At 67.5% G+C, this 24,870-nt stretch carries 25 protein-coding genes and 1 pseudogene; 21 read left to right on the top strand and 5 right to left on the bottom strand.

Annotated features, from left to right (window positions below):
- Window positions 1-20 precede the first annotated feature (20 nt).
- Window positions 21-1,370, top strand: coding sequence for an FAD-dependent oxidoreductase (locus CFB35_RS29955; protein WP_089465978.1), 1,350 nt, complete (start codon window positions 21-23; stop codon window positions 1,368-1,370).
- Window positions 1,371-1,457: 87 nt separating this feature from the next.
- Here the strand turns inward: CFB35_RS29955 and CFB35_RS29950 are convergent, their stop codons facing one another.
- The gene (locus tag CFB35_RS29950) at window positions 1,458-3,311 is read right to left on the bottom strand and encodes an ABC transporter ATP-binding protein (RefSeq protein WP_089465977.1); all 1,854 of its coding nucleotides are present in this window, start codon (window positions 3,309-3,311) and stop codon (window positions 1,458-1,460) included.
- A 284-nt stretch (window positions 3,312-3,595) separates the two neighbouring features.
- Here CFB35_RS29950 and CFB35_RS29945 point away from each other — a divergent pair, with 284 nt between their 5' ends.
- The 6 genes from CFB35_RS29945 to CFB35_RS29920 all read left to right on the top strand — a co-directional run bounded on the left by CFB35_RS29945 (window position 3,596) and on the right by CFB35_RS29920 (window position 7,785).
- Window positions 3,596-4,162 carry a TetR/AcrR family transcriptional regulator gene (locus tag CFB35_RS29945; RefSeq protein WP_059579403.1) on the top strand — a complete coding sequence of 189 codons (567 nt, stop codon included), beginning with the start codon at window positions 3,596-3,598 and terminating at the stop codon, window positions 4,160-4,162.
- Window positions 4,163-4,386: 224 nt separating this feature from the next.
- A complete protein-coding gene (locus CFB35_RS29940) occupies window positions 4,387-4,812 on the top strand; it encodes an organic hydroperoxide resistance protein (protein ID WP_059579400.1) in 426 nt (141 codons plus the stop codon).
- A 57-nt stretch (window positions 4,813-4,869) separates the two neighbouring features.
- A complete protein-coding gene (locus tag CFB35_RS29935; protein WP_089465976.1) occupies window positions 4,870-5,904 on the top strand; it encodes an alpha/beta hydrolase in 1,035 nt (344 codons plus the stop codon).
- Window positions 5,905-6,160: 256 nt separating this feature from the next.
- On the top strand, window positions 6,161-6,532 hold the full coding sequence (locus tag CFB35_RS29930; protein WP_060967232.1) for a CidA/LrgA family protein: 372 nt from the start codon (window positions 6,161-6,163) through the stop codon (window positions 6,530-6,532).
- Window positions 6,529-7,263 carry an LrgB family protein gene (locus CFB35_RS29925; protein WP_089465975.1) on the top strand — a complete coding sequence of 245 codons (735 nt, stop codon included), beginning with the start codon at window positions 6,529-6,531 and terminating at the stop codon, window positions 7,261-7,263. Before CFB35_RS29930 ends, CFB35_RS29925 begins: the two co-directional genes overlap by 4 nt.
- Window positions 7,264-7,488: 225 nt before the next feature.
- On the top strand, window positions 7,489-7,785 hold the full coding sequence (locus CFB35_RS29920) for a hypothetical protein (protein WP_059579389.1): 297 nt from the start codon (window positions 7,489-7,491) through the stop codon (window positions 7,783-7,785).
- Window positions 7,786-7,875: 90 nt separating this feature from the next.
- Here CFB35_RS29920 and wrbA read toward each other — a convergent pair whose 3' ends face one another.
- Together wrbA and CFB35_RS29910 are read right to left on the bottom strand one after the other, a co-directional pair.
- Window positions 7,876-8,478, bottom strand: coding sequence for an NAD(P)H:quinone oxidoreductase (gene wrbA / locus CFB35_RS29915; protein WP_059579387.1), 603 nt, complete (start codon window positions 8,476-8,478; stop codon window positions 7,876-7,878).
- Between the two features lie 62 nt (window positions 8,479-8,540).
- Window positions 8,541-9,266, bottom strand: a complete 726-nt coding sequence (locus CFB35_RS29910; protein WP_059579385.1) for a pirin family protein — start codon at window positions 9,264-9,266, stop codon at window positions 8,541-8,543.
- Window positions 9,267-9,395: 129 nt separating this feature from the next.
- On the opposite strand from CFB35_RS29910, the gene CFB35_RS29905 reads away from it, so the two are divergent.
- The 3 genes and pseudogenes from CFB35_RS29905 to CFB35_RS29895 form a co-directional block, all read left to right on the top strand.
- Complete coding sequence (locus CFB35_RS29905; protein WP_089465974.1) at window positions 9,396-10,313, top strand: LysR family transcriptional regulator; 918 nt, start codon at window positions 9,396-9,398, stop codon at window positions 10,311-10,313.
- A 90-nt stretch (window positions 10,314-10,403) separates the two neighbouring features.
- On the top strand, window positions 10,404-11,528 hold the full coding sequence (locus tag CFB35_RS29900; protein ID WP_089465973.1) for a Fic family protein: 1,125 nt from the start codon (window positions 10,404-10,406) through the stop codon (window positions 11,526-11,528).
- Window positions 11,529-11,539: 11 nt separating this feature from the next.
- A pseudogene (locus CFB35_RS29895) lies at window positions 11,540-11,740 on the top strand (hypothetical protein); the annotation flags it as partial.
- A gap of 14 nt (window positions 11,741-11,754) precedes the next feature.
- On the opposite strand, the gene CFB35_RS29890 reads toward CFB35_RS29895, so the two are convergent.
- On the bottom strand, window positions 11,755-12,819 hold the full coding sequence (locus CFB35_RS29890; protein ID WP_089465972.1) for a LacI family DNA-binding transcriptional regulator: 1,065 nt from the start codon (window positions 12,817-12,819) through the stop codon (window positions 11,755-11,757).
- A 242-nt stretch (window positions 12,820-13,061) separates the two neighbouring features.
- Here CFB35_RS29890 and rbsK point away from each other — a divergent pair, with 242 nt between their 5' ends.
- From rbsK to CFB35_RS29875, 3 genes are read left to right on the top strand one after another with little or no spacing between them, the layout of a single operon-like run.
- Entirely contained in the window at window positions 13,062-13,988 is a 927-nt protein-coding gene (rbsK, locus tag CFB35_RS29885) for a ribokinase (protein ID WP_089465971.1), read from the top strand.
- 60 nt (window positions 13,989-14,048) lie between these two features.
- A complete protein-coding gene (locus tag CFB35_RS29880) occupies window positions 14,049-15,368 on the top strand; it encodes an MFS transporter (RefSeq protein WP_089466025.1) in 1,320 nt (439 codons plus the stop codon).
- Between the two features lie 43 nt (window positions 15,369-15,411).
- The gene (locus tag CFB35_RS29875; protein ID WP_059638963.1) at window positions 15,412-16,359 is read left to right on the top strand and encodes a dihydrodipicolinate synthase family protein; all 948 of its coding nucleotides are present in this window, start codon (window positions 15,412-15,414) and stop codon (window positions 16,357-16,359) included.
- 195 nt (window positions 16,360-16,554) lie between these two features.
- On the opposite strand, the gene CFB35_RS35160 is transcribed toward CFB35_RS29875, so the two are convergent.
- Window positions 16,555-16,701, bottom strand: a complete 147-nt coding sequence (locus CFB35_RS35160) for a hypothetical protein (protein ID WP_179231813.1) — start codon at window positions 16,699-16,701, stop codon at window positions 16,555-16,557.
- Window positions 16,702-17,082: 381 nt separating this feature from the next.
- On the opposite strand from CFB35_RS35160, the gene CFB35_RS29870 reads away from it, so the two are divergent.
- The 8 genes from CFB35_RS29870 (at window position 17,083) to hutC (ending at window position 24,822) form a co-directional block, all read left to right on the top strand.
- Window positions 17,083-17,496, top strand: coding sequence for a DoxX family protein (locus CFB35_RS29870; RefSeq protein WP_059241206.1), 414 nt, complete (start codon window positions 17,083-17,085; stop codon window positions 17,494-17,496).
- Window positions 17,497-17,802: 306 nt separating this feature from the next.
- Window positions 17,803-18,768 carry an SDR family oxidoreductase gene (locus CFB35_RS29865; protein WP_089465970.1) on the top strand — a complete coding sequence of 322 codons (966 nt, stop codon included), beginning with the start codon at window positions 17,803-17,805 and terminating at the stop codon, window positions 18,766-18,768.
- A gap of 492 nt (window positions 18,769-19,260) precedes the next feature.
- Complete coding sequence (locus CFB35_RS29860; protein ID WP_059638965.1) at window positions 19,261-20,121, top strand: transporter substrate-binding domain-containing protein; 861 nt, start codon at window positions 19,261-19,263, stop codon at window positions 20,119-20,121.
- A gap of 92 nt (window positions 20,122-20,213) precedes the next feature.
- Window positions 20,214-20,936: an ABC transporter permease gene (locus CFB35_RS29855; protein ID WP_059638966.1), complete on the top strand. Its 723-nt coding sequence runs from the start codon at window positions 20,214-20,216 to the stop codon at window positions 20,934-20,936.
- 12 nt (window positions 20,937-20,948) lie between these two features.
- The gene (locus tag CFB35_RS29850; protein ID WP_089465969.1) at window positions 20,949-21,695 is read left to right on the top strand and encodes an ABC transporter permease; all 747 of its coding nucleotides are present in this window, start codon (window positions 20,949-20,951) and stop codon (window positions 21,693-21,695) included.
- A gap of 28 nt (window positions 21,696-21,723) precedes the next feature.
- Complete coding sequence (locus CFB35_RS29845) at window positions 21,724-22,515, top strand: ABC transporter ATP-binding protein (RefSeq protein ID WP_059579354.1); 792 nt, start codon at window positions 21,724-21,726, stop codon at window positions 22,513-22,515.
- 7 nt (window positions 22,516-22,522) lie between these two features.
- Window positions 22,523-24,016 carry a histidine ammonia-lyase gene (hutH, locus tag CFB35_RS29840; RefSeq protein WP_089465968.1) on the top strand — a complete coding sequence of 498 codons (1,494 nt, stop codon included), beginning with the start codon at window positions 22,523-22,525 and terminating at the stop codon, window positions 24,014-24,016.
- A gap of 50 nt (window positions 24,017-24,066) precedes the next feature.
- Window positions 24,067-24,822 (top strand): histidine utilization repressor, encoded by a 756-nt coding sequence (gene hutC, locus CFB35_RS29835; protein WP_089465967.1) that lies wholly within the window; start codon window positions 24,067-24,069, stop codon window positions 24,820-24,822.
- Window positions 24,823-24,870 lie beyond the last annotated feature (48 nt).

Genomic DNA, 24,870 nt, shown 5'->3' with positions numbered 1-24,870 from the left:
AACGGAACCTGGAGAGCAGCATGGCAGAGGTCAAACGAGTCGAATACCTGTTTCTGGGCGGCGGCAAGGGCGGAAAATCGCTTGCGATGGAGATGGCCCGGCAAGGCAAGCGCGTCGCGGTGATCGAGCGCGGGATGATCGGCGGCTCGTGCATCCCGAGCAAGGCACTGATACACCGTGCACGCGCGATGCATGCGTGGCGGGATGCGGCGCAACAGGAAGACGTGACGGCCGACATGGCGGGCGTTTCCGCGTATGTCGCCTCGGTCGTGAACGGGATGGTCGACGTCAATCGCCGCGCATTCGAGCAGTCGGGTCTCGAACTCGTGATCGGGACGGGGCGGTTCGTCGCGCCGCGAACCATCGCGGTGCGCGGCGCTGACGGGGCCGAAACGATCTACGAGGGCGAGAACGTCTACATCAACACGGGTACGGTCGCGTCGAGCCCGGACGTGCCGGGGCTGCGCGATGCGCAGCCGCTCACGCACGTGGAGGCATTGCGGTTGACGACGCTTCCCGGGCATCTGGTCGTCATCGGCGGCGGTTATATCGGGCTCGAGATGGCGCAAGCGTTTCGGCGGCTCGGCAGCGCGGTCACGCTCGTCAGCGATACGCCGCGCGTTGCGATGCGCGAAGACGAGGACGTCAGCACGGTCATTCAGCGGGCGCTGACCGACGATGGCATTCGCCTCGAACTCGCCGCGCGGCTCGTCGGCGTCGAGGGCAAAAGCGGCGAGCGCGTCACGGTGCGGCTGGCCGACGGCCGTGCCATCGAAGGTACGCACGTGCTCGTGGCGACCGGGCGCACGCCGCAGACGGCCGGCATCGGGCTCGAGCTGGCCGGCGTCGAGACGAACGAGCGCGGGTTCATCAAGGTCGACCATCGGCTCGCGACGACGGCGGAGCGCACGTGGGCGATCGGCGAAGTCGCCGGCACGCCGATGTTCACGCATGCGTCGTTCGACGACTACCGTGTGCTGAAAGCCGGTATCGAAGGCCGGCCGGCGAGCACCGCGGAACGTCTCATCCCTTATGCATTGTTCATCGACCCGGAACTCGGCCGAATCGGCTTGAACGAAGCGGACGCGAATGCCCGAAAGATCGACGTCCGGGTCGCGAAGCTGCCGATGGCTTCCGTGCCGCGGGCGCGCACCGACGGCAACACGCGCGGGTTCATGAAGGCGCTCGTGCATCCGGGCACCGGCGCGATTCTCGGGTTCACGATGGTCGGCACGGGCGCCGGCGATGTGACGACCGCAGTCCAGATGGCGATGCTCGGCGGCCTGCCGTACACGGCGGTGCGCGATGCGATCATCGGTCATCCGATTATTTCGGAAGGGCTGAACCTGCTGTTCGCGACGTTGCATTGACCCTGGAGCGACGGGGGTACGCATTGTGCCCTCGGTTCGTCCGACGAGCGATGATCGAAGCGCCGCCATGTCGCCAGGGCGGCCGACCTACTGCGCGACGCTTTCCGCGTCCGCCGTCTCCCCGAGAAACCCGCCGCTCTGGTGCGCCCACAGCGCCGCATAGATGCCGCCCGCCTGCAGCAATTGCCGGTGCGTGCCTTCCTCGACGATGCGCCCTTCGTCGAGCACGATCAGCCGGTCCATCGCGGCGATCGTCGACAGCCGGTGCGCGATCGCGATCACCGTCTTGCCGCTCATCAGGCTGTCGAGGCTGCGCTGGATCGCGATTTCGACCTCGGAGTCGAGTGCGCTGGTCGCTTCGTCGAGTACGAGGATCGGCGCGTCCTTGAGCATCACGCGCGCGATCGCGACGCGCTGCCGCTGGCCGCCCGACAGCTTCACGCCGCGCTCGCCGACTTCGACGTCGTAGCCGCTGCGTCCGTGCCGATCGCGCAGCCGCTCGATGAACTCGGACGCTTCGGCCCGCACGGCCGCGTCGTGCATCTCCTGCTCGGTCGCGTCGGGCCGGCCGTATAGCAGGTTCTCGCGCATCGTCCGGTGCAGCAGCGACGTATCCTGCGTGACCATGCCGATCGCGCCGCGCAGGCTGTCCTGCGTCACATGCGCGATGTCCTGCCCGTCGATCCGGATCGTGCCGCCGTTCACGTCGTAAAAGCGCAGCAGCAGGTTCACGAGCGTCGACTTGCCGGCGCCCGAGCGGCCGATCAGGCCGATCCGCTCACCCGGCCGAATCGTCAGGTTCAGCCCGTCGAATACCGGGCGATCGTTGTCCTCGTGCGCGAACTGCACGTTGTCGAACACGATCTCGCCGCGCGGTACCGTAAGCGGCTTCGCATCGGGCGCGTCGACCACGCTGCGCACCTTCGTCAGCGTGTTGATGCCGTCCTGGATCGTGCCGACGTTCTCGAACAGTTCGGTCATTTCCCACATGATCCAGTGCGAATAGCTCGACAGGCGCAGCGCCATCGCGATCACGGCCGCGACGACGCCCGCGCTCGCCTCGCCGTGCAGCCACAGATACAGCGCGAGCCCGGCCGAGCCGATCAGCAGCAGCGTCGACAGCAGGTGGTTGACGATCTCGAATGCGCTGACGAGCCGCATCTGCGCATCGCCGGTCGCCTTGAACGCTTCCATCGCGCGCCGCGCATGGTCGGCTTCGCGCCGCGTATGCGAGAACAGCTTCACGGTCGTGATGTTCGAATACGCGTCGGTGATGCGGCCCGTCATCAGCGCGCGCGCGTCGGCCTGCCGGCTGCCGACCGCACCGAGGCGCGGCACGAAATACGCGCACGCCGCGCCGTAGCCGAGCGCCCACAGCGCGAGCGGAATCATCAGCCGCCAGTCGAAGCTCGCGGCGAGCACGAGGATGCCGATCAGGTAGGCGGTGACGCCGATCACGACGTCGACCGACATGAACAGCGCGTCGCGTACCGCGAGCGCGGTCTGCATGATCTTGGTCGTCACGCGGCCTGCGAATTCGTTCGCGTAGAACGACAGGCTCTGGTCGAGCATCAGCCGGTGAAACAGCCAGCGCAGCCGCATCGGGAAGTTGATCGCGAGCACCTGGTGCTTGACCATCGTATGCAGCGCGATCAGCAGCGCGCTGCCGGCGAGGATCGCCGCGAAACCGGCGAGCGTGCCGAAGTGGCGGCCGCCGAAGTCGGCTGGTGTCGACGACGACAGCCAGTCGACGACGTGCCCCATCATCGCGAACAGCGCGGCTTCGTAAGCGGCCAGCGCGGCCGACGTCAGCGCGATCAGCAGGATCCAGCCGCGCGCGCCTTTCGTGCACGCCCAGACGAACGAGAAGAATCCCTTCGGCGGCGTGACGGGATCCTCGAGCGGGAAAGTCGGCAGGCGCCGTTCGAACCACGAATACATCGACTTGTTCTCCTTGTGCGGCCCGACGCAGCGGGCGGGCCGATGATGGCGGGGCCGGATGCGATGCGGTCATCGTGTGCCGGCACGTCCGTCCCGGGGATGGACGTTGCGATCGCATGGCCCGGTTTCAAGTGTCGCATCGATTCGACCGTGCTGCAGGCCGGTTGTAAGCCGCGCCGGCCAGGCGAACGGCGCCGGCCTTGCGCGTCGGGCTCGAAGGAGGGGCCATCACGCCCTTAAAAAAATGCTTGACTATCTATCTATGAGTAGATAAAGTTCGACCCATGGAAACGAAACCGACCGTCCGCGAACAGATTCTCGACCACGCGATCACACTGATGATGCAGCGCGGTTACAACGGCTTCAGCTATCGAGACCTGTGCGACCTGGTGGGCGTGAAGACGTCGAGCATCCACTACTACTTCCCGTCGAAGGACGATCTCGTGCTGGAAGCGGTGGCGGCCTACAGCGACGAAGTCCTCGCGGCCGTGCGGGCGATCGATCCGGCATTGCCGGCCGACGTGAAGCTGAGCTTGTACACGAAGATGTTTGGTCGCACGCTCGGCGACGGCAACCTGATCTGCCTGTGCGGGATGCTCGCGTCCGACATCGAAACGTTGCCGGAGAACGTGCGGCAGGCTGTGCAGGCGTTCTTCACGGCCAACGAGCGCTGGCTCGCGGCATTGTTGGCGCAAGGCGCGAAGGAAGGCACGCTGCAGTTCAGCGGCGAGCCAGAAACCGCGGCGCGCACGCTGTACGCGGCGTTCCAGGGCAGCGTGCTGGCCAGCCGGCTGTTTCACACGCGGGCGCGTCTCGAGGACGTCGAGGCCGTCTGGAAAACGCGGTCCTGACGGACGGCGCAAGCAGTCGGGCGGTTCGCCGCCTTTTATTGGATCACGTTATCTATCATGTAGTAGATAGATGATTGGCGCAGGTGAATCTTCCGCCTGCATTTTTTGGGAATGTTTATCTATCTATGAGTAGATAAATAAGCGCGATGCCGGCGGAGAAGCCGCCGGCACGCGGACCCCCGGTTCGAAGGCTGTTTCATTCATTTATGGAAAAGGAGTCTGTCATGTCGATCGAAAAAGTGCTGTACCGCGCCCATGCAAAAGCCACCGGCGGCCGCGACGGCCGTGCGACGGTGCCCGAAAGCGGTCTCGACCTGAAGCTGACCACGCCGCGCGAACTCGGCGGCGCGGGCGGTGCGGGCGCGAACCCCGAGCAACTGTTCGCCGCCGGCTACAGCGCGTGTTTCATCGGCGCGATGAAGTTCGTCGCGGCGCGCGACAAGATCGCGATCCCCGCGGACGCGTCGATCGAAGGCAGCGTCGGCATCGGCGCGATCCCGAACGGCTTCGGCATCGAAGTCGAACTGAAGATCTCGCTGCCGGGCCTCGATCGCGACGTCGCGCAGACGCTGATCGATCGCGCGCACGTCGTCTGCCCGTACTCGAACGCGACGCGCGGCAACATCGACGTCACGCTCACGCTCGTCTGATCAATCGCAGTGCCAACCATCCATCGCCATTCGAAGATTCGACCAAGGAGTTGCACCATGAAGATCGTCAAGCCGCTGTTGATCGCTGCCGCCGTGGCAGCCGCACTGTCCACCGCACCTGCCGCGTTCGCCGCGGGCGCCGATGCCGTCGGTCCCGATGCGAAGACGAGCGCGTTCCTCGCCGCGCTGAACGGCCAGAAGGGCCCGGGCCTCGAGACGCTGAGCCCCGCGAAGGCGCGCCAGGTGCTGGTCGACGCGCAGAACGGCGTGAAGGTCGATCTGTCCGGCATCGACGTGTCGAACCGCACGATCGAACAGGACGGCGTGTCGGTGCCCGTCACGATCGTGCGCCCGCAAGGCGTGACGGGCACGCCGCCGGTATTCGTGTTCATCCACGGCGGCGGCTGGGTGCTCGGGGATTTCCCGACGCACGAGCGCCTCGTGCGCGATCTCGTCGTGCAGTCGGGCGCCGTCGCGGTGTTCGTGAACTACACGCCGTCGCCGGAAGCGCGTTACCCGGTCGCGATCAACCAGGCGTATGCGGCGACGAAATGGGTGGCCGCGCACGGCGCGGAGATCGGCGTCGACGGCAGCCGCCTCGCGGTGGTCGGCAACAGCGTCGGCGGGAACATGTCGGCCGTCGTCGCGCTGATGGCGAAGGACAAGGGCGGCCCCGCGATCCGCTTCCAGGGGCTGATGTGGCCGGTCACGGACCACAACTTCAACACGGGCTCGTACAACGCGTACCAGCAGGGCCACTTCCTGACGCGGCCGATGATGAAGTGGTTCTGGGACGCCTATACGAAGAATGAAGCGCAACGCAACGAGATCTACGCGTCGCCGCTGCGCGCGAGCGTCGCGCAGTTGAGGGGGCTGCCGCCCGCGCTGATCCAGGTCGCGCAGTTCGACGTGTTGCGTGACGAAGGCGAGGCGTACGGCCGCAAGCTCGACGCGGCCGGCGTGGACGCGACGACCACGCGCTACGACGGCACGATTCACGACTTCGGTTTGCTGAACGCGCTGGCCGACGATGCGCCGACGAAAGCCGCGACGAAGGCGATGGCCAACGAAATCGCGACGCGGCTGAAGTAACGCGATCGGCAGGCGTTCGAAGCTGAGCGACAGGACGGCGGGCAGGTGCCCGCCGTTTTTTGCATGGGGGGTGTCGCCCATACCGGCAGCGCGTCGTGCGAAACGGCTGCATGGCGAGCGCGCCATCGCACGACCGCGCCGCGCCGCCGGCATTGTTGGTACGATCGCGCGTATCGTTCACGCCGGCGTCGCCAGCCGCCGGTTCATCGGCCGCGCAGCCGTACGCTAGCGCGGCCACGTTCGGGAGAAGCGGTTCATGTTGCAGGCGTTCGCGGTCTTGCTGATCTTCCAGTGTCTCGGGGAAGGCGTGTCCTATCTGTTCGGCCTGCCGGTGCCGGGCCCCGTGATCGGCATGCTGCTGCTGTTCGGCTTCGTGATGCTGCGCCCGCAGGCGGCCGATGCGATCGAGCCGACCGCGCTCGAGCTGCTGCGTCACCTGTCGCTGCTGTTCGTGCCGGCCGGCGTCGGCATCATGGTGTCGGCCGACCGCGTGCGCGGCGACGCGGTCGCGGTCGTCGTCGCGCTGGCCGTCAGCACCACGCTCGCGATCGCGGTGACGGCCCTCGTCACGCGCGCGCTGCTGCGGCGCCAGCGCCGCGCGGGCGGCACCGCGGAGGGCGCGCAATGACGGCCTTCCCGAAACTCGGCGCGATCTGGGTTTATCTCGCCGCGAGCCCGCTGCTCGGCCTGACCATCACGCTGGTCGCGTATCTGTTCGCGCAGGCCATGTATGCGCGGGCGCGTTTCAATCCGCTCGCGAATCCGGTGCTGATCGCGGTCGCGATGATCGTCGTGCTGCTGACGCTCACGCATACGCCGTATTCCACGTATTTCGAAGGCGCGCAGTTCGTCCATTTCCTGCTCGGCCCCGCGACCGTCGCGCTCGCGCTGCCGCTGTACCGCCAGTGGTCGAAGCTGCGGCGCGCCGCGCTGCCGCTGCTCGTCGGCCTGCTCGCGGGCTCGCTGACCGCGATCGTGTCGGCGGTCGGCATCGCTGCGCTGTTCGGGGCGTCGCACCAGACGATCGCGTCGCTCGCGCCGAAATCGGCGACGACGCCGATCGCGATGGCCGTCGCCGCCGAGATCGGCGGCATTCCGTCGCTCACCGCCGTGCTCGTGATCTCGACCGGGATCTTCGGCGCGGTGTGCGCGCGCGGCATCCTCAATCTGCTGCAGGTCGACGAGCCGGCCGTGCGCGGTTTCGCGCTCGGCGTCGCGTCGCACGGGATCGGCACCGCGCGCGCGTTCCAGGTCAGCGAGGAAGCCGGCGCGTTCGCCGGGCTCGGGATGGGGCTGAACGGCGTGCTGACGGCATTCGTCGTGCCGATCCTGCTGCCGGTGCTGTCGCGCTGGATCTGAGCGCCGGCGGGCCACGGGCTATCGGTTTCCCCGATGGCGCGCACGACAGGCCGAACGCGCGGCGCATTCGGTACGCATGTATCGTTGGCGTTATCAGAAGAATTCAGGAACGCACACGGACATTTGCGCAGCGATCGGCTAACGTTGCATCGGTGCCGTTGTCGCAGGCCGTCGCGTGCGCGCCGGTGTCCGACCCACACTCAACAATCGACAAGGAGATCGGTCATGAAGCAGTCTCGCGTGGTTTCGGTGGCAGTAGCAGCAGCGGCGTCGTTCGGTCTGTTGTTGACCGCCGCGCCGGCGGCATACGCGCAGGACGCTGCGCCCGCGCCGACGCAGAAGCAGCTCGACAAGGCGCAGAAGAAGGCGGCGCGCAAGGCGGCCCGCGCGCGGCACGCGTCGGACCTGAAGGCGATCGGCACCGGCAGCGGCTACCGGTTGACCGGCGACCAGAGCAACTATCCGCAGAACGCGGTGCAGAAGGCGCCCGCGGCGCCGGCCGCGCCGGCTTCGGGCCAGTAACGGTCGACAGCGTCGCACAGCACGAACGGCGTCGGTCGAACCGGCGCCGTTCGTTCGTGGGCGCGACTCGGGAGGCGCGAGCCCGCCGCGTTACGACGCGAGCTTGCTCGCGAGTTCCGCCACGTGCTTGCCCTGGTAGCGCGCGATGTCGAGTTCGTTCGCGCTCGGCTGGCGGCTGCCGTCCGCGCCGGCGAGCGTCGTCGCGCCGTACGGTGTGCCGCCGGTGATTTCGTTCATGTTGACGAGCCCGCTGCACGCATACGGCACGCCCACGATCACCATCCCGTGATGCAGCAGCGTCGTGTGGAACGACGTGATCGTCGTTTCCTGGCCGCCGTGCTGCGTGCCGGTCGACGCGAACACGCTGCCGATCTTGCCGACGAGCGCGCCTTTCATCCACAGGCCGCCCGTCTGGTCGAGGAACGTGCGCATCTGCCCGGCCATATTGCCGAAGCGGGTCGGCGTGCCGAAGATGATCGCGTCGTAGTCGGCGAGTTCGTCCACCGTGGCGACCGGCGCGGCCTGGTCGACCTTCACGCCGATCGCGCGGGCCTGGTCGGCCGGGATCGTTTCCGGCACGCGCTTGAGCGTGACCTCGACGCCGGGCACCGATTTCGCGCCCTCCACGACGTGCTGCGCCATCGTTTCGACGTGCCCGTAGGACGAGTAGTAAAGAACGAGAACCTTGGCCATGTTGCGAATCTCCGATTAAAAGGGCCCCGCGTTTCGGCGGGGCCCGGTTTCCCGAACGGGCGTCACGCCCATTCGGCCGTCACTTCGACCGGACGCAGGTCGAACACGAGCACTTCGGCATCCTTGCCATCGGCGATCGTCAGCGCGTGTTCGCCGCGGATGCGCGCGCCGTCGCCTTCGCCGAGCGTCACGCCGTTGACCGTCACGCTGCCGCGCGCCACGTGCACGTAAGCAAAGCGGTTCGGATCAAGTTCCAGCGTCGCGCTTTCGTCGCCGTCGAACAGGCCCGCGTAAATCCGCGTGTCCTGCCGGATCTTCAGCGAACCGGCGTCGCCGTTCGGCGACACGACGAGCGCGAGCTTGCCGCGCTTGTCGTCGGCCGCGACATTCGTCTGCTGATAGCGCGGCTCGGCGCCCTTTTCGGCCGGCCCGACCCAGATCTGCAGGAAGTGGACCGGTGTGTCCTGCGAGTGGTTGAACTCGCTGTGGCGCACGCCGGTGCCCGCGCTCATCAGCTGCACGTCGCCCGGCACGATCACCGAGCCGGTGCCCATCGAGTCCTTGTGTTCGAGCGCGCCGTCGAGCACGTACGACAGGATTTCCATGTCGCGGTGCGGGTGCGTGCCGAAGCCGCGGCCCGGGGCGACGCGGTCGTCGTTGATCACGAGCAGATCGGAGAAGCCGACTTGCTTCGGATCGTAGTAATTCGCGAACGAAAACGTATGACGGGAGCTGAGCCAGCCATGCTCCGCACGGCCACGTTGGTTTGCTGCACGGATGTCGATCATGATTTTTTGTCCTTGAAGTCGCCGGACCTCGGAAGTGGGCTCGGCTGTTCGTTGAGATGAATCTTAGGTCAATCGATTTGACAAATAAATCGCTGTAGAGATAATGACTGTCGCTATGGAGTGGACAATATGGAACTCAACGACCTGAGGATCTTCGTCGCGACGGTGGACGCAGGCAGCTTCACGGCGGCGGCCGATCAGCTGATGCTGTCCAAGCAGTTCGTCAGCCGGCGCACGATAGCGCTGGAGGCGTCGCTCGGCGTGCGGCTGCTGCATCGCAATACCCGCAATCTCGCGGTGACCGAATCGGGGCAGGAGTTCTACGCGCGCGCGCAGCGCATCCTCGCGGAGATCGCCGACGCCGAGCAGGCGATGTCGGTACGCAGCACCGAGCTGCACGGTTCGCTGAAGATCAGCGCGCCGCTGTCGTTCGGGATCACGCACGTGTCGCCGCTGATCGCCGAATTCCTGGCCGCGCACCCGGCCGTGCGGCTGAACATCGACCTGACCGACCGGCGCGTCGACCTGATCGGCGAGGGCTTCGACCTCGTGCTGCGGATCGGCTCGCTCGAGGATTCGACGCTGATCGCGCGTCCGCTCGGCGCGTGGCGGATGATCGCGTGCGCGAGCCCCGCCTACCTGAAGCGGCAGGGCACACCGCAGACGCCGGCCGATCTGGCGGGCCACACATGCGTGCTGTACGGGCGCGAGCGGCGGGTCGGCTGGGAATTCCGCGTCGACGGCGCGGCGCGCACATTCGACGTGCAGGGTCCGCTCGTCGCGAACAACGGCGAAGTGGTGCGCGACGCGGCGATCGCCGGGCTCGGCATCGCGCTGCTGCCGGATTTCATCGTCGGCGGGGCGCTCGACAGTGGTGCGCTGGTGCCGGTGCTCGACGCGTATGCGCCGTCGCCGATCACCCTCAATGCGGTGTTTCCGCAGCACCGGGAAGGGTTCGTCACGCTGCGTACGTTCATCGGGTTTCTCGCGGAACGGCTCGGGGAGCCGGCGCCGACGGGGGCGAGCGGGGCGGGCCGGGTACGGTAGCCGGCCGCCTTGCGGTGAATGGGGCGATTAATCTCCGCATGATTTGCGGAGATTGTTGAGTCGTGCGGCGAATGGGTGGATAATCTCCGCATGATGAGCGGAGATTACACCTTTATCTGGGAATCGGCCGACTGGCCGGCATGGCGCTTCGACCTTCCGGCCCTCGCCGCGCCGCTCGCCGACGTCAGCCGTGCGCAAGGCATGCTGGTCGGCCGACTGGCGGACGTCGGCCTGACGTTGCGCGACGAGGCGAGCCTGGCCGCGCTGACGGAGGACGTCGTCAAGACCAGCGCGATCGAGGGCGAGAACCTGAATGTCGCATCGGTGCGGTCGTCGATTGCGCGCCGGCTCGGCGTCGACATCGGCGCGCTCGCGCCGGTCGATCGCCACGTCGAAGGCGTCGTCGACATGGTGCTGGATGCGACGACTCATTCGGCCGCACCGGTCACCGAAGCGCGGCTGTTCGGGTGGCATGCCGCGCTGTTTCCGACCGGCTATTCCGGGCTGTCGCGGATCACGGTCGGCGGCTGGCGCTCGGATGCGAGCGGGCCGATGCAGGTGGTCTCCGGGCCGATCGGTCGGCAGCGCGTGCATTTCGAGGCGCCGCCGGCCGCACGCCTGCCGCACGAGATCGGGCGCTTTCTCGCGTGGCTCAATGCGCCGCCGGCCGAGCCGTTGCTGATCCGGGCCGGCCTGGCCCACCTGTGGTTCGTCACGCTCCACCCGTTCGACGACGGCAACGGTCGTATCGCGCGCGCGCTCGGGGATCTGGTTCTGGCGCGCGCCGATCGAAGCCCGCAGCGTTTCTACAGCCTGTCCGCGCAGATCCAGCGCGAGCGCAACGCGTATTACGACGTGCTGGAGCGCACGCAGCGCGGCTCGCTCGACGTCACGGAGTGGCTCGCGTGGTTTCTGAACACGCTGGGCCGGGCCATCGATCACGCGCACACGACGCTCGATGCGGTGCTGATCAAGGCGCGCTTCTGGCAGCGATGCGCGGGCGTCGCGATGAACGAACGCCAGGTCAAGGTCATGAATCGCCTGCTCGACGGCTTCGAAGGCAAGCTGACGACCACCAAGTGGGCCGCCATCGCGAAATGCTCGCAAGACACGGCGCTGCGCGATATCACGGAGCTCGTCGAGCAGCGCATGCTGCGTCGCTCGGCGTCCGGCGGCCGGAGCACGAGTTACGAACTGGTGCCGTTCGACGGTTGACGTTGCCGGGCGGCATCGCGACGACGAACGCGGCGATCGTGATGCGCCGCGGCACCGATCTGTGGATCGGGCTGCTGGTGTTCGACGCGAAGAAAAACGTCCGGATGCATTACTACTCGAACGTGCCGGCGTGGAAGAAAACCGTGCCGAAGACGATCACCGCGTGGCACGACAATCTCGACAAGACGCTGCCGATCGACGTGATGCAGTAAGCCGGCGCTGCCCGCTATTTCTTGCTTCGGCGCGCCGCACGCGCCGCCGCCGCCGCGGATTCTCGTATGCGCAGCTCGGGCTGGACCGCATGGCCGGGCCCCGTCGCGCCGTTCTCGAGCGCGTCGAGCAATGCACGCGCGGCCTGGCGCCCGATCGCGTCGGTATCCACCCACATCGTCGTCAGCGGCGGCTGGATCTCGCGCGCGAGCGCGACGTCGTCGAATCCGGTGATCGACAACTGCCCGGGCACGTCGATGCCGAGCGCCTGCGCCTCGAGCAACGCGCCGAGCGCGAGCGCGTCGTTGCCGCAGATCACAGCCGTCGGCCGCGTCGCCGCCTCGCTGCCGGCAATGGCGCGCAGGCTCGCCCGCCCGAACGCGATCGTTGCCGCGCCTTCGTGCTGATGCATGGGGCGCACCGCGAGCCCGTGCGCGGCCAGCGTGTCGTGAATGCCGCGCAGGCGGGCCTGCACGCGGTCGTTGTCCGTCGACGGCTGCATGATGATCGCGAAATCGCGATGGCCGAGGTCGAGCAGATGCGTGGTGAGCCGCGCGAATGCCGCGCGGTTGTCGAAGCCGATGCAGCAGTGCGGGCTGTCGTCGCGGTACGCGTACGTGACGACGTACGGCACGCGATGCATCGCAAGGAGTTCGAACAGTTCCGGCGGATATGCTTCGCCAACCAGCGACACGGCTTCCACGCCGCGCGACAGCATCGCGCGCACCTGCTCGAGCGCCTGCGCGGGGTCGTAGTTCGAGCAGCCGAGGAACAGCGTGATGCCGTGCTCGGCCATGACCGTCTGCATGCCGGCAACCTGCGACGCGAACACCTGGTCGTCGAGGGTCGGGATGATCGCGCCCGTGATGTGGGTGCGCGTGGACGCCAGCGCGCGGCCGGCGGCGTTCGGGATCCAGTTGAGTGCGAGCGCCGCGTCGCGCACGCGCTGTTGCACGTCGGCCGACACCTTGCCCGGATCGTTGTACACGCGCGAGACGGTCGCGGTCGACACGCCGGCCAGTTTCGCGACGTCGCCGAGCACCGAGCGGCCGCTGCCGCGGCGTGCGCGGGGCGTGCTCATCGGCCGTCTCCGGGCAGGGCGGCCGTGCCGCTGCCGTGTGCCGTCAAAAGCGTCATTGTTTACCCTCGATTCGTGATGCTGCCGCTTGCATTCCCGACCAACCCTGCGAGAATGTAAGCGCTATCGTACTGCTGCTTCCCTATTATGTCAGACACTTGTTCGATCCGTATGGCGAAATTTTCCGAGACGATGACCATCCCGGTCATTTTGTCGACCGCAAATGTAAGCGATTACATTCAGCAATGAGCGGCCGACGGACACCACGTATCGCCGTCGTCGGCAGCGTCAACATCGATCTCGTCACGCGCGCGCCGCGCCTGCCGGTGCCGGGCGAGACGCTGCTCGGCACGACGTTCGAGACCGTTCACGGCGGCAAGGGCGCGAACCAGGCGGTGGCGGCCGCGCGCTTGGGCGGATCGGTCGCGATGATCGGCTGCGTCGGCGACGACGCGTTCGGTGCGCGCCTGCACGGGGCGCTGGCGGCGGAGCGCATCGACGTGACGCACTTGCACCGGATCGCCGACACGGCGACCGGCGTGGCGACGATCACCGTCGACGACGGCGGCGCGAACAGCATCGTCGTCGTGCCCGGCGCGAATGCGTGCGTCGATGCCGACCGGATCGACGCGGCGTGCGACGCGATCGCCGCCGCCGCGTTGCTCGTGTGCCAGCTCGAAGTGCCGGTCGCCAGCGTGGCGCGCGCGATTGCGTGCGCAAGCGCGCGCCACACGCCGGTGCTGCTCAATCCGGCGCCCGCGCAGCCGCTCTTCGATGCGTTGCTGGCGCGGGTCGACTATCTCGTCGTCAACGAAACCGAGGCCGAGTCGCTGACCGGCATCGCCGTCGGCGACGACGCGTCGGCCGTGCGCGCCGCCGATGCGCTGCGCGCGAAGGGCGTCGGCAACGTGTTGGTCACGCTCGGCGCGCGCGGTGTCTGCTGGCGCGGCAGCGCAGGGAGCGGCCGCCATCGTGCGCTCGCGGTGGCGGCCGTCGACACGACCGCGGCCGGCGACACGTTCGTCGGCGGGTTCGCGGTCGCGCGGGCCGGCGGCGCATCGATGGACGACGCGATCGGCTTCGGCCAGCGTGCGGCCGCGATCAGCGTCACGCGCCGCGGCGCGCAGACATCGATTCCGACGCGCGACGAAGTCGACCGTCTGGAGACCTGAATTCCGCATGCGACGGAACGGCCGAACCCGGCCCCTACCAGTGACATGGAGACACTCGACATGAACGACAACCAAGCTGTTCCGCACGCGCCGCAACGGATTCGGCGCGGTCAACGCATCGCGCTCGCGCTGTTGATGGCGAGCGGGATCGTCAACTATCTCGATCGCGGCACGCTGGCCGTCGCGAGTTCCGCGATCCGCGGCGATCTCGGCCTGTCGCTCGCGCAGATGGGGCTGCTGCTGTCGGCCTTCTCGTGGAGCTATGCGCTGTGCCAGTTTCCGGTCGGCGGGCTGGTCGACCGCATCGGCCCGCGCCGGCTGCTCGGCATCGGGCTGATCGTCTGGTCGTTCGCGCAGGCGGCGGGCGGCATCGTATCCACCTTCGGCTGGTTCATCGTCGCGCGCATCGTGCTCGGCATCGGCGAGGCGCCGCAATTCCCGTCGGCCGCGCGCGTGGTGAGCAACTGGTTTCCGCTGCGTGCGCGCGGCACGCCGACGGGCATTTTCAATGCCGCGTCGCCGCTCGGTACCGCGCTTGCGCCGTTGCTGCTGTCGGTGCTCGTTGCATCGTTTCACTGGCGCTGGGCGTTCATCGTGACCGGCGCGCTCGGTCTCGTCGTCGCCGTCGTGTGGTTCGCGCTGTATCGCGATCCGGTGCGCGCGCAACTGTCCGCCGCCGAACGCGGTTATCTCGATGCCGATGCACAGAGCGCGGTCGCCGCGCCGAAACTGACCTTCGTCGAATGGCGCAGCCTGTTCTCGCACGGCACGACGTGGGGGATGTTGATCGGTTTCTTCGGCTCCGTATACCTGAACTGGGTCTACCTGACCTGGCTGCCGGGCTACCTGACGATGGAGCGGCACATGAGCCTGATCCGTACGGGGTTTGCCGCGTCGGTGCCGTTCCTGTGCGGGTTCGTCGGTTCGCTGGTCGCCGGCTGGCTGTCGGATCTCGTCACGCGCCGCAGCCGGTCGCCGGTCGTGAGCCGGCGCAACGCGGTGGTGGCCGCGATGCTCGGGATGGTCGCGTTCACGATTCCGGCCGCGCTCGTGCAGAGCAATACGGTTGCGCTCGCATGCATTTCGGTGGTGATCTTTCTCGCCAACGCGGCGTCGGCGTGTTCGTGGGCGCTCGCGACGGCGGCCGCGCCGCCGAGCCGCATCGCGTCGCTCGGCGCGATCCAGAATTTCGGCGGCTTCATCGGCGGCGCGCTGGCCCCGATCCTGACCGGCATCATCGCGCAGAAGTGGTCGTTCGTGCCCGCGCTGCTCACCGCGGCGGCGATCGCGTTCGCCGGCGCGATGGCGTACCTGCTGCTGGTGCGCAAGCCGATTCCCGAACAGGCCGCGAACGCCGCGCCCGGACCATTGCCGGCTTGAGCTTGCAGCCGGCATCCGCATTCATTGAAGCAAGGAGAAACAGATGCACTACCCGCAGCAATCGAACGTGACGATCGAGGGGATCGTGCCGGTGATGCTGACGCCGTTCGACGACGCCGGCGCGATCGACTACGCCGGGCTCGAGCGGCTCATCGAATGGTATCTGGCGCACGGCTCGGATGCGTTGTTCGCGGTCGCGCAATCGAGCGAGATGCAGTTCCTGAGCCTGGCCGAACGCGCGGCGCTCGCGCGTTTCGTGGTCGATCGCGTGGCCGGGCGCGTGCCGGTCGTCGCGTCGGGCCACATCAGCGACGACCTCGACGCGCAGGTCGCCGAACTGTGCGCGGCGGCCGAATCGGGCGCGCAGGGTGTCGTGCTCGTGACCAACCGGCTCGATCCGCAACGCAAGGGCAGCGCCGCGTTGCTCGACCATCTGCGCCGGCTGCTCGCGCGGCTGCCGTCGGATCTTCCGCTCGGCCTGTACGAATGTCCGGCGCCTTATCGGCGGCTTCTGTCGGATGACGAGTTGCGCGCGTGCATCGATACGGGCCGATTCGTGATGCTCAAGGACGTGAGCTGCGATCTCGCGACGGTGAAGCGGCGCGTCGCGCTGGCCGCGGGGTCGCCGCTGAAAATCCTGAACGCGAACGCCGCGATCGCGTGGGACGCGATGAAGGCCGGGTCGGCCGGTTTCAACGGCGTGTTCACGAACTTCCATCCCGATCTCTACCAGTGGCTGCGCACGCAAGGCGAATCGAATCCGGCGCTGGCCGACGAACTCTCGACGTTCCTGGTCGTCTCGGCGGTATCGGAGGCGCTGGGCTACCCGGCGCTCGCGAAGCTCTATCACCAGCGGATCGGCACGTTCGGGTCGATCAAATGCCGTGCGATCGACTACGACGTGCGCGAACGCTTCTGGGCGCTCGACGCGGTACTCGACAAGATCGTGGCCGGCACCGAACATTTCCGCCGGCGGATCGCGGCGTCATAACGCAGGACGCGCGCCGCCAGCAGCGCGGCGCGTGATCGCATCGCATGCCGCGCCGTGCATGCGGCACATCCGCTGCGTGCCCGAACGACCCGTCTTGCGCGAGGCGTCGCAGTCGCGGCGCCATCATCGCGATTCCCTTCCCGTCGCTGGCGGCAATGCCTGCCGCTTCGCGATGCGGCTGCCATTCGCAGTCATTCACGACGTCACGAACTGCCGGGTCAGTTGCGCGGCATAGTCGGACAGATTCGACTGCTGCTGCGCGACACGCTTCAGATCGTCGGCCAGTGCGGTCGTCTGCACGTCGATTATCCCGTTCTCGGGATTGAACAGGCCAAGCAGCAAGCGAATGTATCGCTCGGCGAGAGGTGTTCTTCCTTGCCGGTATCAGTTGGCAAGGCTGGGGACTGGAGCGAATCGTCCGCCATCCGCACTGGCCGGCCGTCACCGGATGGGCCGCTCTCCCGCGATTGTCCACTATTTCGAGACAGCGAATCGTGTTTCGACGGATTGATGAATTTTCGTGGGACAGTAGACTGCACCCGTGCTTCGCCAGAACCGATCCGGCGCGCCGTCAGTCGCGGCGTCACCGGATGGATTCTTCGGCGGCGGGCCACCTGGCTTGCCGCGCGACTGCGCGAAGAGTGGTCCGTTGCCGGCATCGCGCGCCGATTCGACGCGCAGCGGCAGCGGATGCATCAAACCGTCAATTCAAGGGTGATTGCCATGCGTTACGTTTCACTGGAGTCGAAGAAGGACGAGCTGCTGCTGGCGGCTCGCGTGCTGATGATGATCCTGTTCGTGCTGTTCGGCTGGCAGAAGCTGAACGGCTTTTCGGGCACGGTCGCGTACATGGCGTCGACGGGGAATCCGGCGCCCGAACTCGCGGCCGCGATCGCGGTGGCGGTCGAACTGGTGGGCGGCGTGCTGATCGCGATCGGCTTCTATACGCGTCCGCTCGCGCTGGCATTCGCCGCCTATACGCTCGCGACCGCGCTGATCGGCCATCGCTACTGGGCGCTGCAGGGGATGGAGCAGTACATGGCGATGATCAACTTCTACAAGAACGTGAGCATCATCGGCGGGTTGCTGTTGCTCGCGTTGAGCGGGCCGGGCCGGTATTCGGTCGACCGGAAGTAAGGCAGGACGAAGTTTCCGTTCGGTATCACAAGCCCGGTACGTGCAAGCGTGCCGGGCTTCGTTTTTGCGGGCGACGCAGGGGCGGCGCGCGTGCCGACGACGGAACCGGAGTCGTGCCCAGGCACCGCGGGCAGCGCATGCGCTCGCGGCCAGAATCCGCATCGCGGATCACGCAGCCGTTGGCCGGCGGGAAATGGATGAAGAAAGAGGCGAAGAAGCGGGCGATCGTGTTCCGACCGGATGCGAGCCGTTCATACTGTCCAATAGGCCCGATAATCCATTCGTTTCCGTGATCGAGCGCCACCCATGCCAAACCAGATTTCACCGATCGACCGTCCCACCGTCCTCGTCATCGGCGCGTCCGGCCTGCTCGGCCGCGCGGTTGCCGCGTCCTTGTTCCGCGAACCGTCGCTGACGCTGCTCGCGACCATCCGGCACCCGCAAGGCGCCGGCGCAAAACTGCTCGCATTGCCGCCGGAAAACATCGCCGAACTCGACGTCCTCGACGAGCCGGCTCTCGAGCGCCTGTTCGAAACGTGCCGGCCCGCTGCCGTCGTCATTTGCGCCGCCGAACGCCGCCCCGACGTCTGCGAACGCGACCCGGCCGCGGCCCGTGCCATCAACGTCGCGGCGCCGGCCCGCATCGGCGCGCTCGCCGCGCGATTCGGCGCATGGACGCTCGGCATCTCGACCGACTACGTGTTCGACGGCAACGCCGCCCCGTACGGCGAGGACGCCACTCCCAACCCGCTGAACATCTACGGTCGCACCAAACTGGAAGGCGAGGCCGCGCTCCTCGCGGCCTCGCCGCTGTCGTGCGTGCTGCGCCTGCCGTTGCTCTTCGGCCCGATCGCCGACTGGAGCGAATCGGCCGTCACGAGCCTCGTGCCGGCCGTCGTCGCGTCCGCGCGACCGGGCGCGCACGCGGTCGGCATGGACGCATGGGCGATCCGTTATCCGACCTGGACGCCCGACGTCGCGCAGGTCATCCGCGACCTGACGCTGCGCCATCTCGCGGGGAAATCCGTCACGGGCATCCGCCATTGGTCGAGCGAGGAGCCGATGACGAAGTACGACATCGCGCGGCGAATCGCGGCCGCGCTTGGCATCGACGCGTCGCTCGCGCCGATCACGCAGCCGACCGACGCAACGCCGCGCCCGTACGACTGCCATCTCGATGCGGCGCGCGTGCGCGCGCTCGGAATCGATTACGCGACGCCGTTCGATACGGCGTTGCGGACCGTGCTGCGCGACGCGCCGCAGGCGCGGTAGGATCGGCGTCCTTCGCGGCTCGCGGTACCAATCCGCCGCGAAGCGTACAGCCGCGCTTCCCGGGCGTCAGTCGGGCGACTTGCCGCCCGATATTCATCGCACGAACGCAGCACCCGCGCCGCTGGCGATGGCGGATTGCCCGACCCCGATGCAGATGCCGTATTGCGCGTCGCCAACGCATCCGGCAACGCGCAGGCACGTACGAGCCCGAATCCTCAGACGTGTTTCACGTCTGAGCGCACTCGCGATCGAATTCAGGATTTGTCTAGTCATCCTTGAGATTCGCTCGCTCGAATTGCACCAAACATGTGCCGGAATTCCCCGCGACGATGCACGCCAGAGCCCTGAAATTAGGGGATTTCCCGCGTTTCCCGCGTTTTTATTGATCACTGCTTGTCTCGCTGTTTTTCTTCTTGCATGCTTGTATAGACAAATTCCTGAGGCGGCTCGCTGCACCGAAGGGATGGCGAACTTCAACGCAAGGAGAATCTCGTGAACGGCAAGCGCATCAAGTGGGCAATCAGGACGATCGGCGTCATCGCGGCTGCGGCGGCCACGCTCGCGGCACCGGTGCAGGCGAAGGAATGGAAGACGGTGACGGTCGCGCTCGAAGGCGGCTACGCACCGTGGAACCTCACGCTGCCGGGCGGCAAGCTGGGCGGTTTCGAACCGGAACTGCTCGCCAACGTGTGCGAGCGGATCAAGGTGCAGTGCAACATGGTCGCGCAGGACTGGGACGGGATGATTCCGGGCCTGCAGGCCGGCAAGTTCGATGTCCTGATGGATGCGATTTCCATCACGCCGGAGCGCGAAAAGATCCTGCTGTTCTCGCGTCCGTACGCGGCGACGCCGGCGACGTTCGCCGTCACCGATACGAAGATCCTGCCGAAGGCCGCGCCCGGCGCGCCGATCGTCAAGCTGACGGGCGACGCCAACGCGGACAAGCCTACCGTCGACACGCTGCGCAAGCAGTTGAAGGGCAAGACGATCGGTATCCAGTCGGGCACCGTCTACACGAAATTCATCAACGACAGCTTCAAGGACATTGCGTCGATTCGCGTGTACAAGACGTCGCCCGAACGCGATCTCGATCTGGTCGCCGGGCGCATCGACGCCTCGTTCGACGACGTCACGTACTACGCGGCGAACAACGCGAAGAAGGACAACGCATCGATCGTGCTCGCGGGGCCGAAGCTCGGCGGGCCGATCTGGGGGCCGGGCGAAGGGCTCGCGTTCCGCAAGCAGGATGCCGACCTGAAGACGAAGTTCGATACGGCGATCGGCGCGGCGCTCGCGGACGGCACCGTGAAGAAACTCGCCGACAAGTGGTTCAAGACCGACGTCACCCCGTAAGCGCGTGTACGGCCGCCGTCGCGTAAGTTCGTCGAACGGCGCGCGGCGGCACGCATCCAGCGGATTCACTCAACACATGCCGGGAGGCACGCATGGCGATTCTTGAAATGCTCGGCTTCGGCACCGAAGGCTGGGGCGGTGTGCTGCTGCTCGCCGCACTGATGACGGTCGCGCTGACGCTCGCCGCGCTGGCGGTCGGCGCCGTGATCGGCGCGGCGATCGCGGCGGCGAAGCTGTCGCGCTACCGCACCGCCCGCCTGCTCGGCGATCTGTATACGACGGTATTTCGCGGCGTGCCCGAATTGCTCGTCATCTATCTGTTCTACTTCGGCGGCTCGACGCTCGTGACGGCCGTCGGCCAGTGGTTCGGCGCGGAAGGCTTCATCGGCGTGCCGCCGTTCGTGATCGGCGCGCTCGCGGTCGGGATGATCTCGGGCGCCTATCAGGCCGAGGTCTATCGCGCGGCGGTGCTCGCGGTGTCGAAAGGCGAGCTCGAAGCGGCGCGTTCGATCGGCATGCCGCGTAGCATGGTGCTGCGGCGCATCCTGGTTCCGCAGGTGCTTCGCTTCGCGCTGCCCGGTATCGGCAACGTGTGGCAACTGAGCCTGAAGGATTCCGCACTGATCTCGGTCACCGGGCTTGCCGAGTTGCTCCGCACGAGCCAGATCGCCGCCAATTCGACTCACCAGTACTTCGTGTTCTTCGTCGCGGGCGGTGCGCTGTATCTGCTGATGACGGGCTTGTCGAACCGCGTGTTCAACCGGGCCGAGGCGATCGTCGGCCGGTCGTTCCGCCGCAATTTCGCGCGCAACTGACGGAGAACGGGCATGTCCATCGATTTCGCTTTTCTCGTCGACACGCTGCGCCAGTTGCTGGCGGCCGTGCCGACCACGCTCGGCATGTTCTTCGCATCGCTCGTGCTCGGCGGCCTGCTGTCGCTCGTGATCGTCACGATGCGCGTGTCGCCGCGCTGGCTGCCGAACCGCTTCGCGCGGGCCTATATCCTCGTGTTTCGCGGCTCGCCGCTGCTGATCCAGATGTTCCTCGTGTATTACGGGCTCGGCCAGTTCGGCGTGATTCGCGAGAGCTTCATGTGGCCGCTGCTGCGCGAGCCGTACGTCTGCGCGGTGCTGTCGCTCGCGCTGTGCACGGCAGGCTACACGGCCGAAATCCTGCGCGGCGGGTTGATGGCCGTACCGGTCGGGCAGATCGAGGCCGGCTATTCGATCGGCCTGTCGGGTTTCGCGCTGCTGCGGCGCGTGATCGGCCCGATCGCGCTGCGCCAGTGTCTGCCCGCGTATTCGACCGAAGCCGTGCTGCTCGTCAAGTCGACCGCGCTGGCGAGCCTCGTCACCGTGTGGGAAGTGACGGGCGTCGCGCAGCAGATCATTCAGCAGACCTACCGGACGACCGAGGTGTTCGTCTGCGCGGCCGTGATCTATCTGGGCCTGAACTTCATCGTCGTGCGCTTGCTCGGCGCGCTCGAATGGCGGCTCTCGGGGCACCTGCGTGCGCCGAAGCCGTCCGGTGCGCCAGCCGCGGCGACCCGCAATGCCCGGCGCGTCGCGTCCTGAGCGCGCCCATTCTTTCCAGGAGAATCCGATGAACACCGCCGCCCCCGTCGCGCTGTCGGTCAGAAACATCCACAAGTCGTTCGGCGATCACCATGTGCTGAAGGGCATTTCGCTCGACGCGCACGAGGGTGACGTCATCTCGATCCTCGGTGCGAGCGGGTCGGGCAAGAGCACGTTCCTGCGTTGCCTGAACCTGCTCGAGACACCCGACGACGGCTCCGTCGCGCTCGCGGGCGAGGAGCTGGCGATGAAGCGTGCGCGCGACGGCAAGCTGCATCCGAGCGACCGGCGCCAGGTCGACCGGATCCGCTCGCAGCTCGGGATGGTGTTCCAGAACTTCAACCTGTGGTCGCACATGACGGTGCTCGACAACCTCGTCGAGGGACCGCTGCGCGTGCAGAAGCGCAGTCGCGCGGAAGCGGTGGAGGAGGCCGAGGCGCTGCTCGCGCGCGTCGGCCTCGCGGACAAGCGCGGCTACTATCCCGCGCATCTGTCCGGCGGCCAGCAGCAGCGTGTCGCGATTGCCCGCGCGCTGGCGATGCATCCGAAGGTGATGCTGTTCGACGAACCGACGTCGGCGCTCGACCCGGAACTGGTGGGCGAGGTGCTGCGCGTGATGCGCTCGCTGGCGGAGGAGGGGCGCACGATGCTGGTCGTCACGCATGAAATGGGCTTTGCGCGCCACGTGTCGAATCGCGTGATGTTCCTGCATCAGGGCGAGGTCGACGCGGACGGGACGCCCGACGAAGTCTTCGGCGGCCAGACCTCCGAGCGCTTCCGGCAATTCGTGTCGAGCCACCACGACCGCACGACGAACTGAGGCTGCCATGACCGTATTCCGTGCGGCGCAGCCGCTCGACTGGCGACAGGTCGCGGCCGTGGCGGCCGGCGAGCCGCTGGCGTTGGCCGACGAGACGCGCGCGCGTGTCGCGGCCGCCCGCGAACTCGTCGACGAGATCGTCGCGCGCGGGATTCGCGCGTACGGCGTCAATACCGGCGTCGGCGCGCTGTGCGACGTGATCGTGTCGCCCGCGCAGCAGAGCATGCTGTCGCACAACATCCTGATGAGTCACGCGGTGGGCGTCGGCATGCCGCTCGGCGCGGCCGAAACGCGCGCGATCATCGCGGCCGCGATCAACAACTATGCGCACGGGCATTCGGGCGTGCGTGCCGACGTCGTCGACCAGCTCGTCGCGCTGCTCGAGCACGATTGCCTGCCCGAAGTGCCGGCGCACGGCTCGGTTGGGTACCTGACCCACATGGCGCACGTCGCGCTCGTCTGCGTCGGGCACGGCCATGCGCGCCATCGCGGCGAACGCCTGCGCGGCGCCGACGCGCTGCGGCGCATCGGCCGCGAACCGCTCGTGCTCGGCGCGAAGGAAGGGCTGAGCCTCGTCAACGGCACGCCGTGCGTCACGGGGCTGGCGGCGCTCGCGCTGGCTCGCGCCGAACGGTTGCTCGACTGGGCCGACTGGATCGCGGCGACGAGTTTCGAGAACCTCGGCGGGCAACTCGCCGCCTTCGATCCGGCTTCGCTCGCGCTGCGGATTTCGCCCGGTATCGGCCAGGTCGGCGCCCGCCTGCGTGCGCTGCTGGCGGACAGCGGCATGCTTGCCGCGGCGAGCGGCCGGCATACGCAGGATCCGCTCAGCCTGCGCACGATTCCGCACGTGCATGGCGCGGCGCGCGACGTGTTCGACGTCACGGCCGAGGTGGTCGATCGCGAACTCGCGTCCGTCACCGACAATCCGATCGTGGCCGGCACGCGCGAGGCGCCGGCCGTACATTCGCAGGCGCATGCGGTCGGCGCGGGCATCGCGCTCGCGATGGACAGCCTCGCGGCGGCGATGGCGCAGGTCGCGGCGATCGCCGAGCGGCGTCTCGACCGGCTCGTGAATCCGCTCGTCAGCGGGCTGCCGGCGTTTCTTGCCGCGCCGGGCGGCAGTTGTTCGGGGTTCATGATCGCGCAGTACACGGCGGTCGCGCTGGTCGCGCAGAACCAGCGGCTTGCCGCGCCGGCGAGCCTCGACGGCGGCATCACGTCGGGGCTGCAGGAAGATCACCTGTGTCATGCGACGCCGGCCGCGCTGAAGGCGCTCGACATCATCGAGAATACGACGCGCGTGCTCGCGATCGAACTGCTTGCGGCCGCGCAGGCGTACGATCTGCAGCCGGGCGAAACGGCGCGGGCCGCATCGACCGACGCGCTGTGGCGGCATGTGCGCGAACGCGTGCCGGCGTATCGCGACGACCGCCCGCTCGCGGACGATATCGCGATCGCGGCCGGCATCGTCGCGGGTGTGCCGCCTTCGTTGCAGTGACGACGGCCAACGACGGGCCGATCACCCCACATTCATTCGGGCGAGGGCGCATGAGCGAAACGGAACGCAGACTTTCCGCACGGCAGGCGTCGGCATCGGCCGACACCGTGCCGGCGCGGGCATTGCCGGCCTATCAGCAGATCAAGCGCTACGTCGTGGAGCGGATCGCGAAGGGCGACTGGAAGCCCGGCGGCGCGATCCCGACCGAGGCCGAACTGGTCAAGGAATTCGGCGTGGCGCGGATGACGGTGTCGCGCGCGCTGCGCGAACTGACGGCCGAGCGCGTGCTGACGCGCATCCAGGGGGCCGGCACGTTCGTCGAGCGCCGGCATTACGAGTCGACGGTGCTGGAAATCCGCAACATCGCGGACGAAATTGCCGAGCGCGGCCATCGGCACAGTGCGCGCGTGCTGCTGATCGAGCGCAGCGTCGATCCGGACGCGATCGAGGCGCTCGGGCTGCGCGCCGGGCCCGTGTTTCATTCGCGTATCGTGCATTACGAGGAGGACGAACCGATCCAGTTCGAGGATCGCTACGTCAATCCGGCCTTGTTTCCCGCGTATCTGGAGCAGGACTTCACGCTCGAGACGCCGAATCACTACATGGTGCGACTGGCGCCGATCCAGCGCGCGGAGTTCCAGATCTACGCGGAGAAGCCCAATGCGCAGGTGCGGCGGCATCTCGTGATGGAAATCGGTGAACCGTGTCTGCTGCTGCGACGCCGCACGTGGGTCGGCGAGCAGGTCGCCACGTCCGTGAGGCTGTGGCATCCGGCGTCGCGGTTTCATCTGGCCGGCAACATGTAGGGAAGCGGGGGCGATCGCGTCGCGACGTCACCGCGCATCGTGCGTCGT

Origin of the sequence: Burkholderia sp. AU16482 (genome assembly GCF_002223285.1) — a bacterium.
Classification (GTDB): Bacteria; Pseudomonadota; Gammaproteobacteria; order Burkholderiales; family Burkholderiaceae; genus Burkholderia; species Burkholderia semiarida.
Note: the sequence above shows the minus strand (reverse complement) of the source record. Positions and strands in the feature narration are given on the sequence as shown.

Coding starts and splice junctions, on each gene's coding strand:
- CFB35_RS29955 (WP_089465978.1), top strand. CDS start 21: ATGGCAGAGGTCAAACGAGTCGAATACCTGTTTCTGGGCGGCGGCAAG.
- CFB35_RS29950 (WP_089465977.1), bottom strand. CDS start 3,311: ATGTATTCGTGGTTCGAACGGCGCCTGCCGACTTTCCCGCTCGAGGAT.
- CFB35_RS29945 (WP_059579403.1), top strand. CDS start 3,596: ATGGAAACGAAACCGACCGTCCGCGAACAGATTCTCGACCACGCGATC.
- CFB35_RS29940 (WP_059579400.1), top strand. CDS start 4,387: ATGTCGATCGAAAAAGTGCTGTACCGCGCCCATGCAAAAGCCACCGGC.
- CFB35_RS29935 (WP_089465976.1), top strand. CDS start 4,870: ATGAAGATCGTCAAGCCGCTGTTGATCGCTGCCGCCGTGGCAGCCGCA.
- CFB35_RS29930 (WP_060967232.1), top strand. CDS start 6,161: ATGTTGCAGGCGTTCGCGGTCTTGCTGATCTTCCAGTGTCTCGGGGAA.
- CFB35_RS29925 (WP_089465975.1), top strand. CDS start 6,529: ATGACGGCCTTCCCGAAACTCGGCGCGATCTGGGTTTATCTCGCCGCG.
- CFB35_RS29920 (WP_059579389.1), top strand. CDS start 7,489: ATGAAGCAGTCTCGCGTGGTTTCGGTGGCAGTAGCAGCAGCGGCGTCG.
- wrbA (WP_059579387.1), bottom strand. CDS start 8,478: ATGGCCAAGGTTCTCGTTCTTTACTACTCGTCCTACGGGCACGTCGAA.
- CFB35_RS29910 (WP_059579385.1), bottom strand. CDS start 9,266: ATGATCGACATCCGTGCAGCAAACCAACGTGGCCGTGCGGAGCATGGC.
- CFB35_RS29905 (WP_089465974.1), top strand. CDS start 9,396: ATGGAACTCAACGACCTGAGGATCTTCGTCGCGACGGTGGACGCAGGC.
- CFB35_RS29900 (WP_089465973.1), top strand. CDS start 10,404: ATGATGAGCGGAGATTACACCTTTATCTGGGAATCGGCCGACTGGCCG.
- CFB35_RS29890 (WP_089465972.1), bottom strand. CDS start 12,819: ATGAGCACGCCCCGCGCACGCCGCGGCAGCGGCCGCTCGGTGCTCGGC.
- rbsK (WP_089465971.1), top strand. CDS start 13,062: ATGAGCGGCCGACGGACACCACGTATCGCCGTCGTCGGCAGCGTCAAC.
- CFB35_RS29880 (WP_089466025.1), top strand. CDS start 14,049: ATGAACGACAACCAAGCTGTTCCGCACGCGCCGCAACGGATTCGGCGC.
- CFB35_RS29875 (WP_059638963.1), top strand. CDS start 15,412: ATGCACTACCCGCAGCAATCGAACGTGACGATCGAGGGGATCGTGCCG.
- CFB35_RS29870 (WP_059241206.1), top strand. CDS start 17,083: ATGCGTTACGTTTCACTGGAGTCGAAGAAGGACGAGCTGCTGCTGGCG.
- CFB35_RS29865 (WP_089465970.1), top strand. CDS start 17,803: ATGCCAAACCAGATTTCACCGATCGACCGTCCCACCGTCCTCGTCATC.
- CFB35_RS29855 (WP_059638966.1), top strand. CDS start 20,214: ATGGCGATTCTTGAAATGCTCGGCTTCGGCACCGAAGGCTGGGGCGGT.
- CFB35_RS29850 (WP_089465969.1), top strand. CDS start 20,949: ATGTCCATCGATTTCGCTTTTCTCGTCGACACGCTGCGCCAGTTGCTG.
- CFB35_RS29845 (WP_059579354.1), top strand. CDS start 21,724: ATGAACACCGCCGCCCCCGTCGCGCTGTCGGTCAGAAACATCCACAAG.
- hutH (WP_089465968.1), top strand. CDS start 22,523: ATGACCGTATTCCGTGCGGCGCAGCCGCTCGACTGGCGACAGGTCGCG.
- hutC (WP_089465967.1), top strand. CDS start 24,067: ATGAGCGAAACGGAACGCAGACTTTCCGCACGGCAGGCGTCGGCATCG.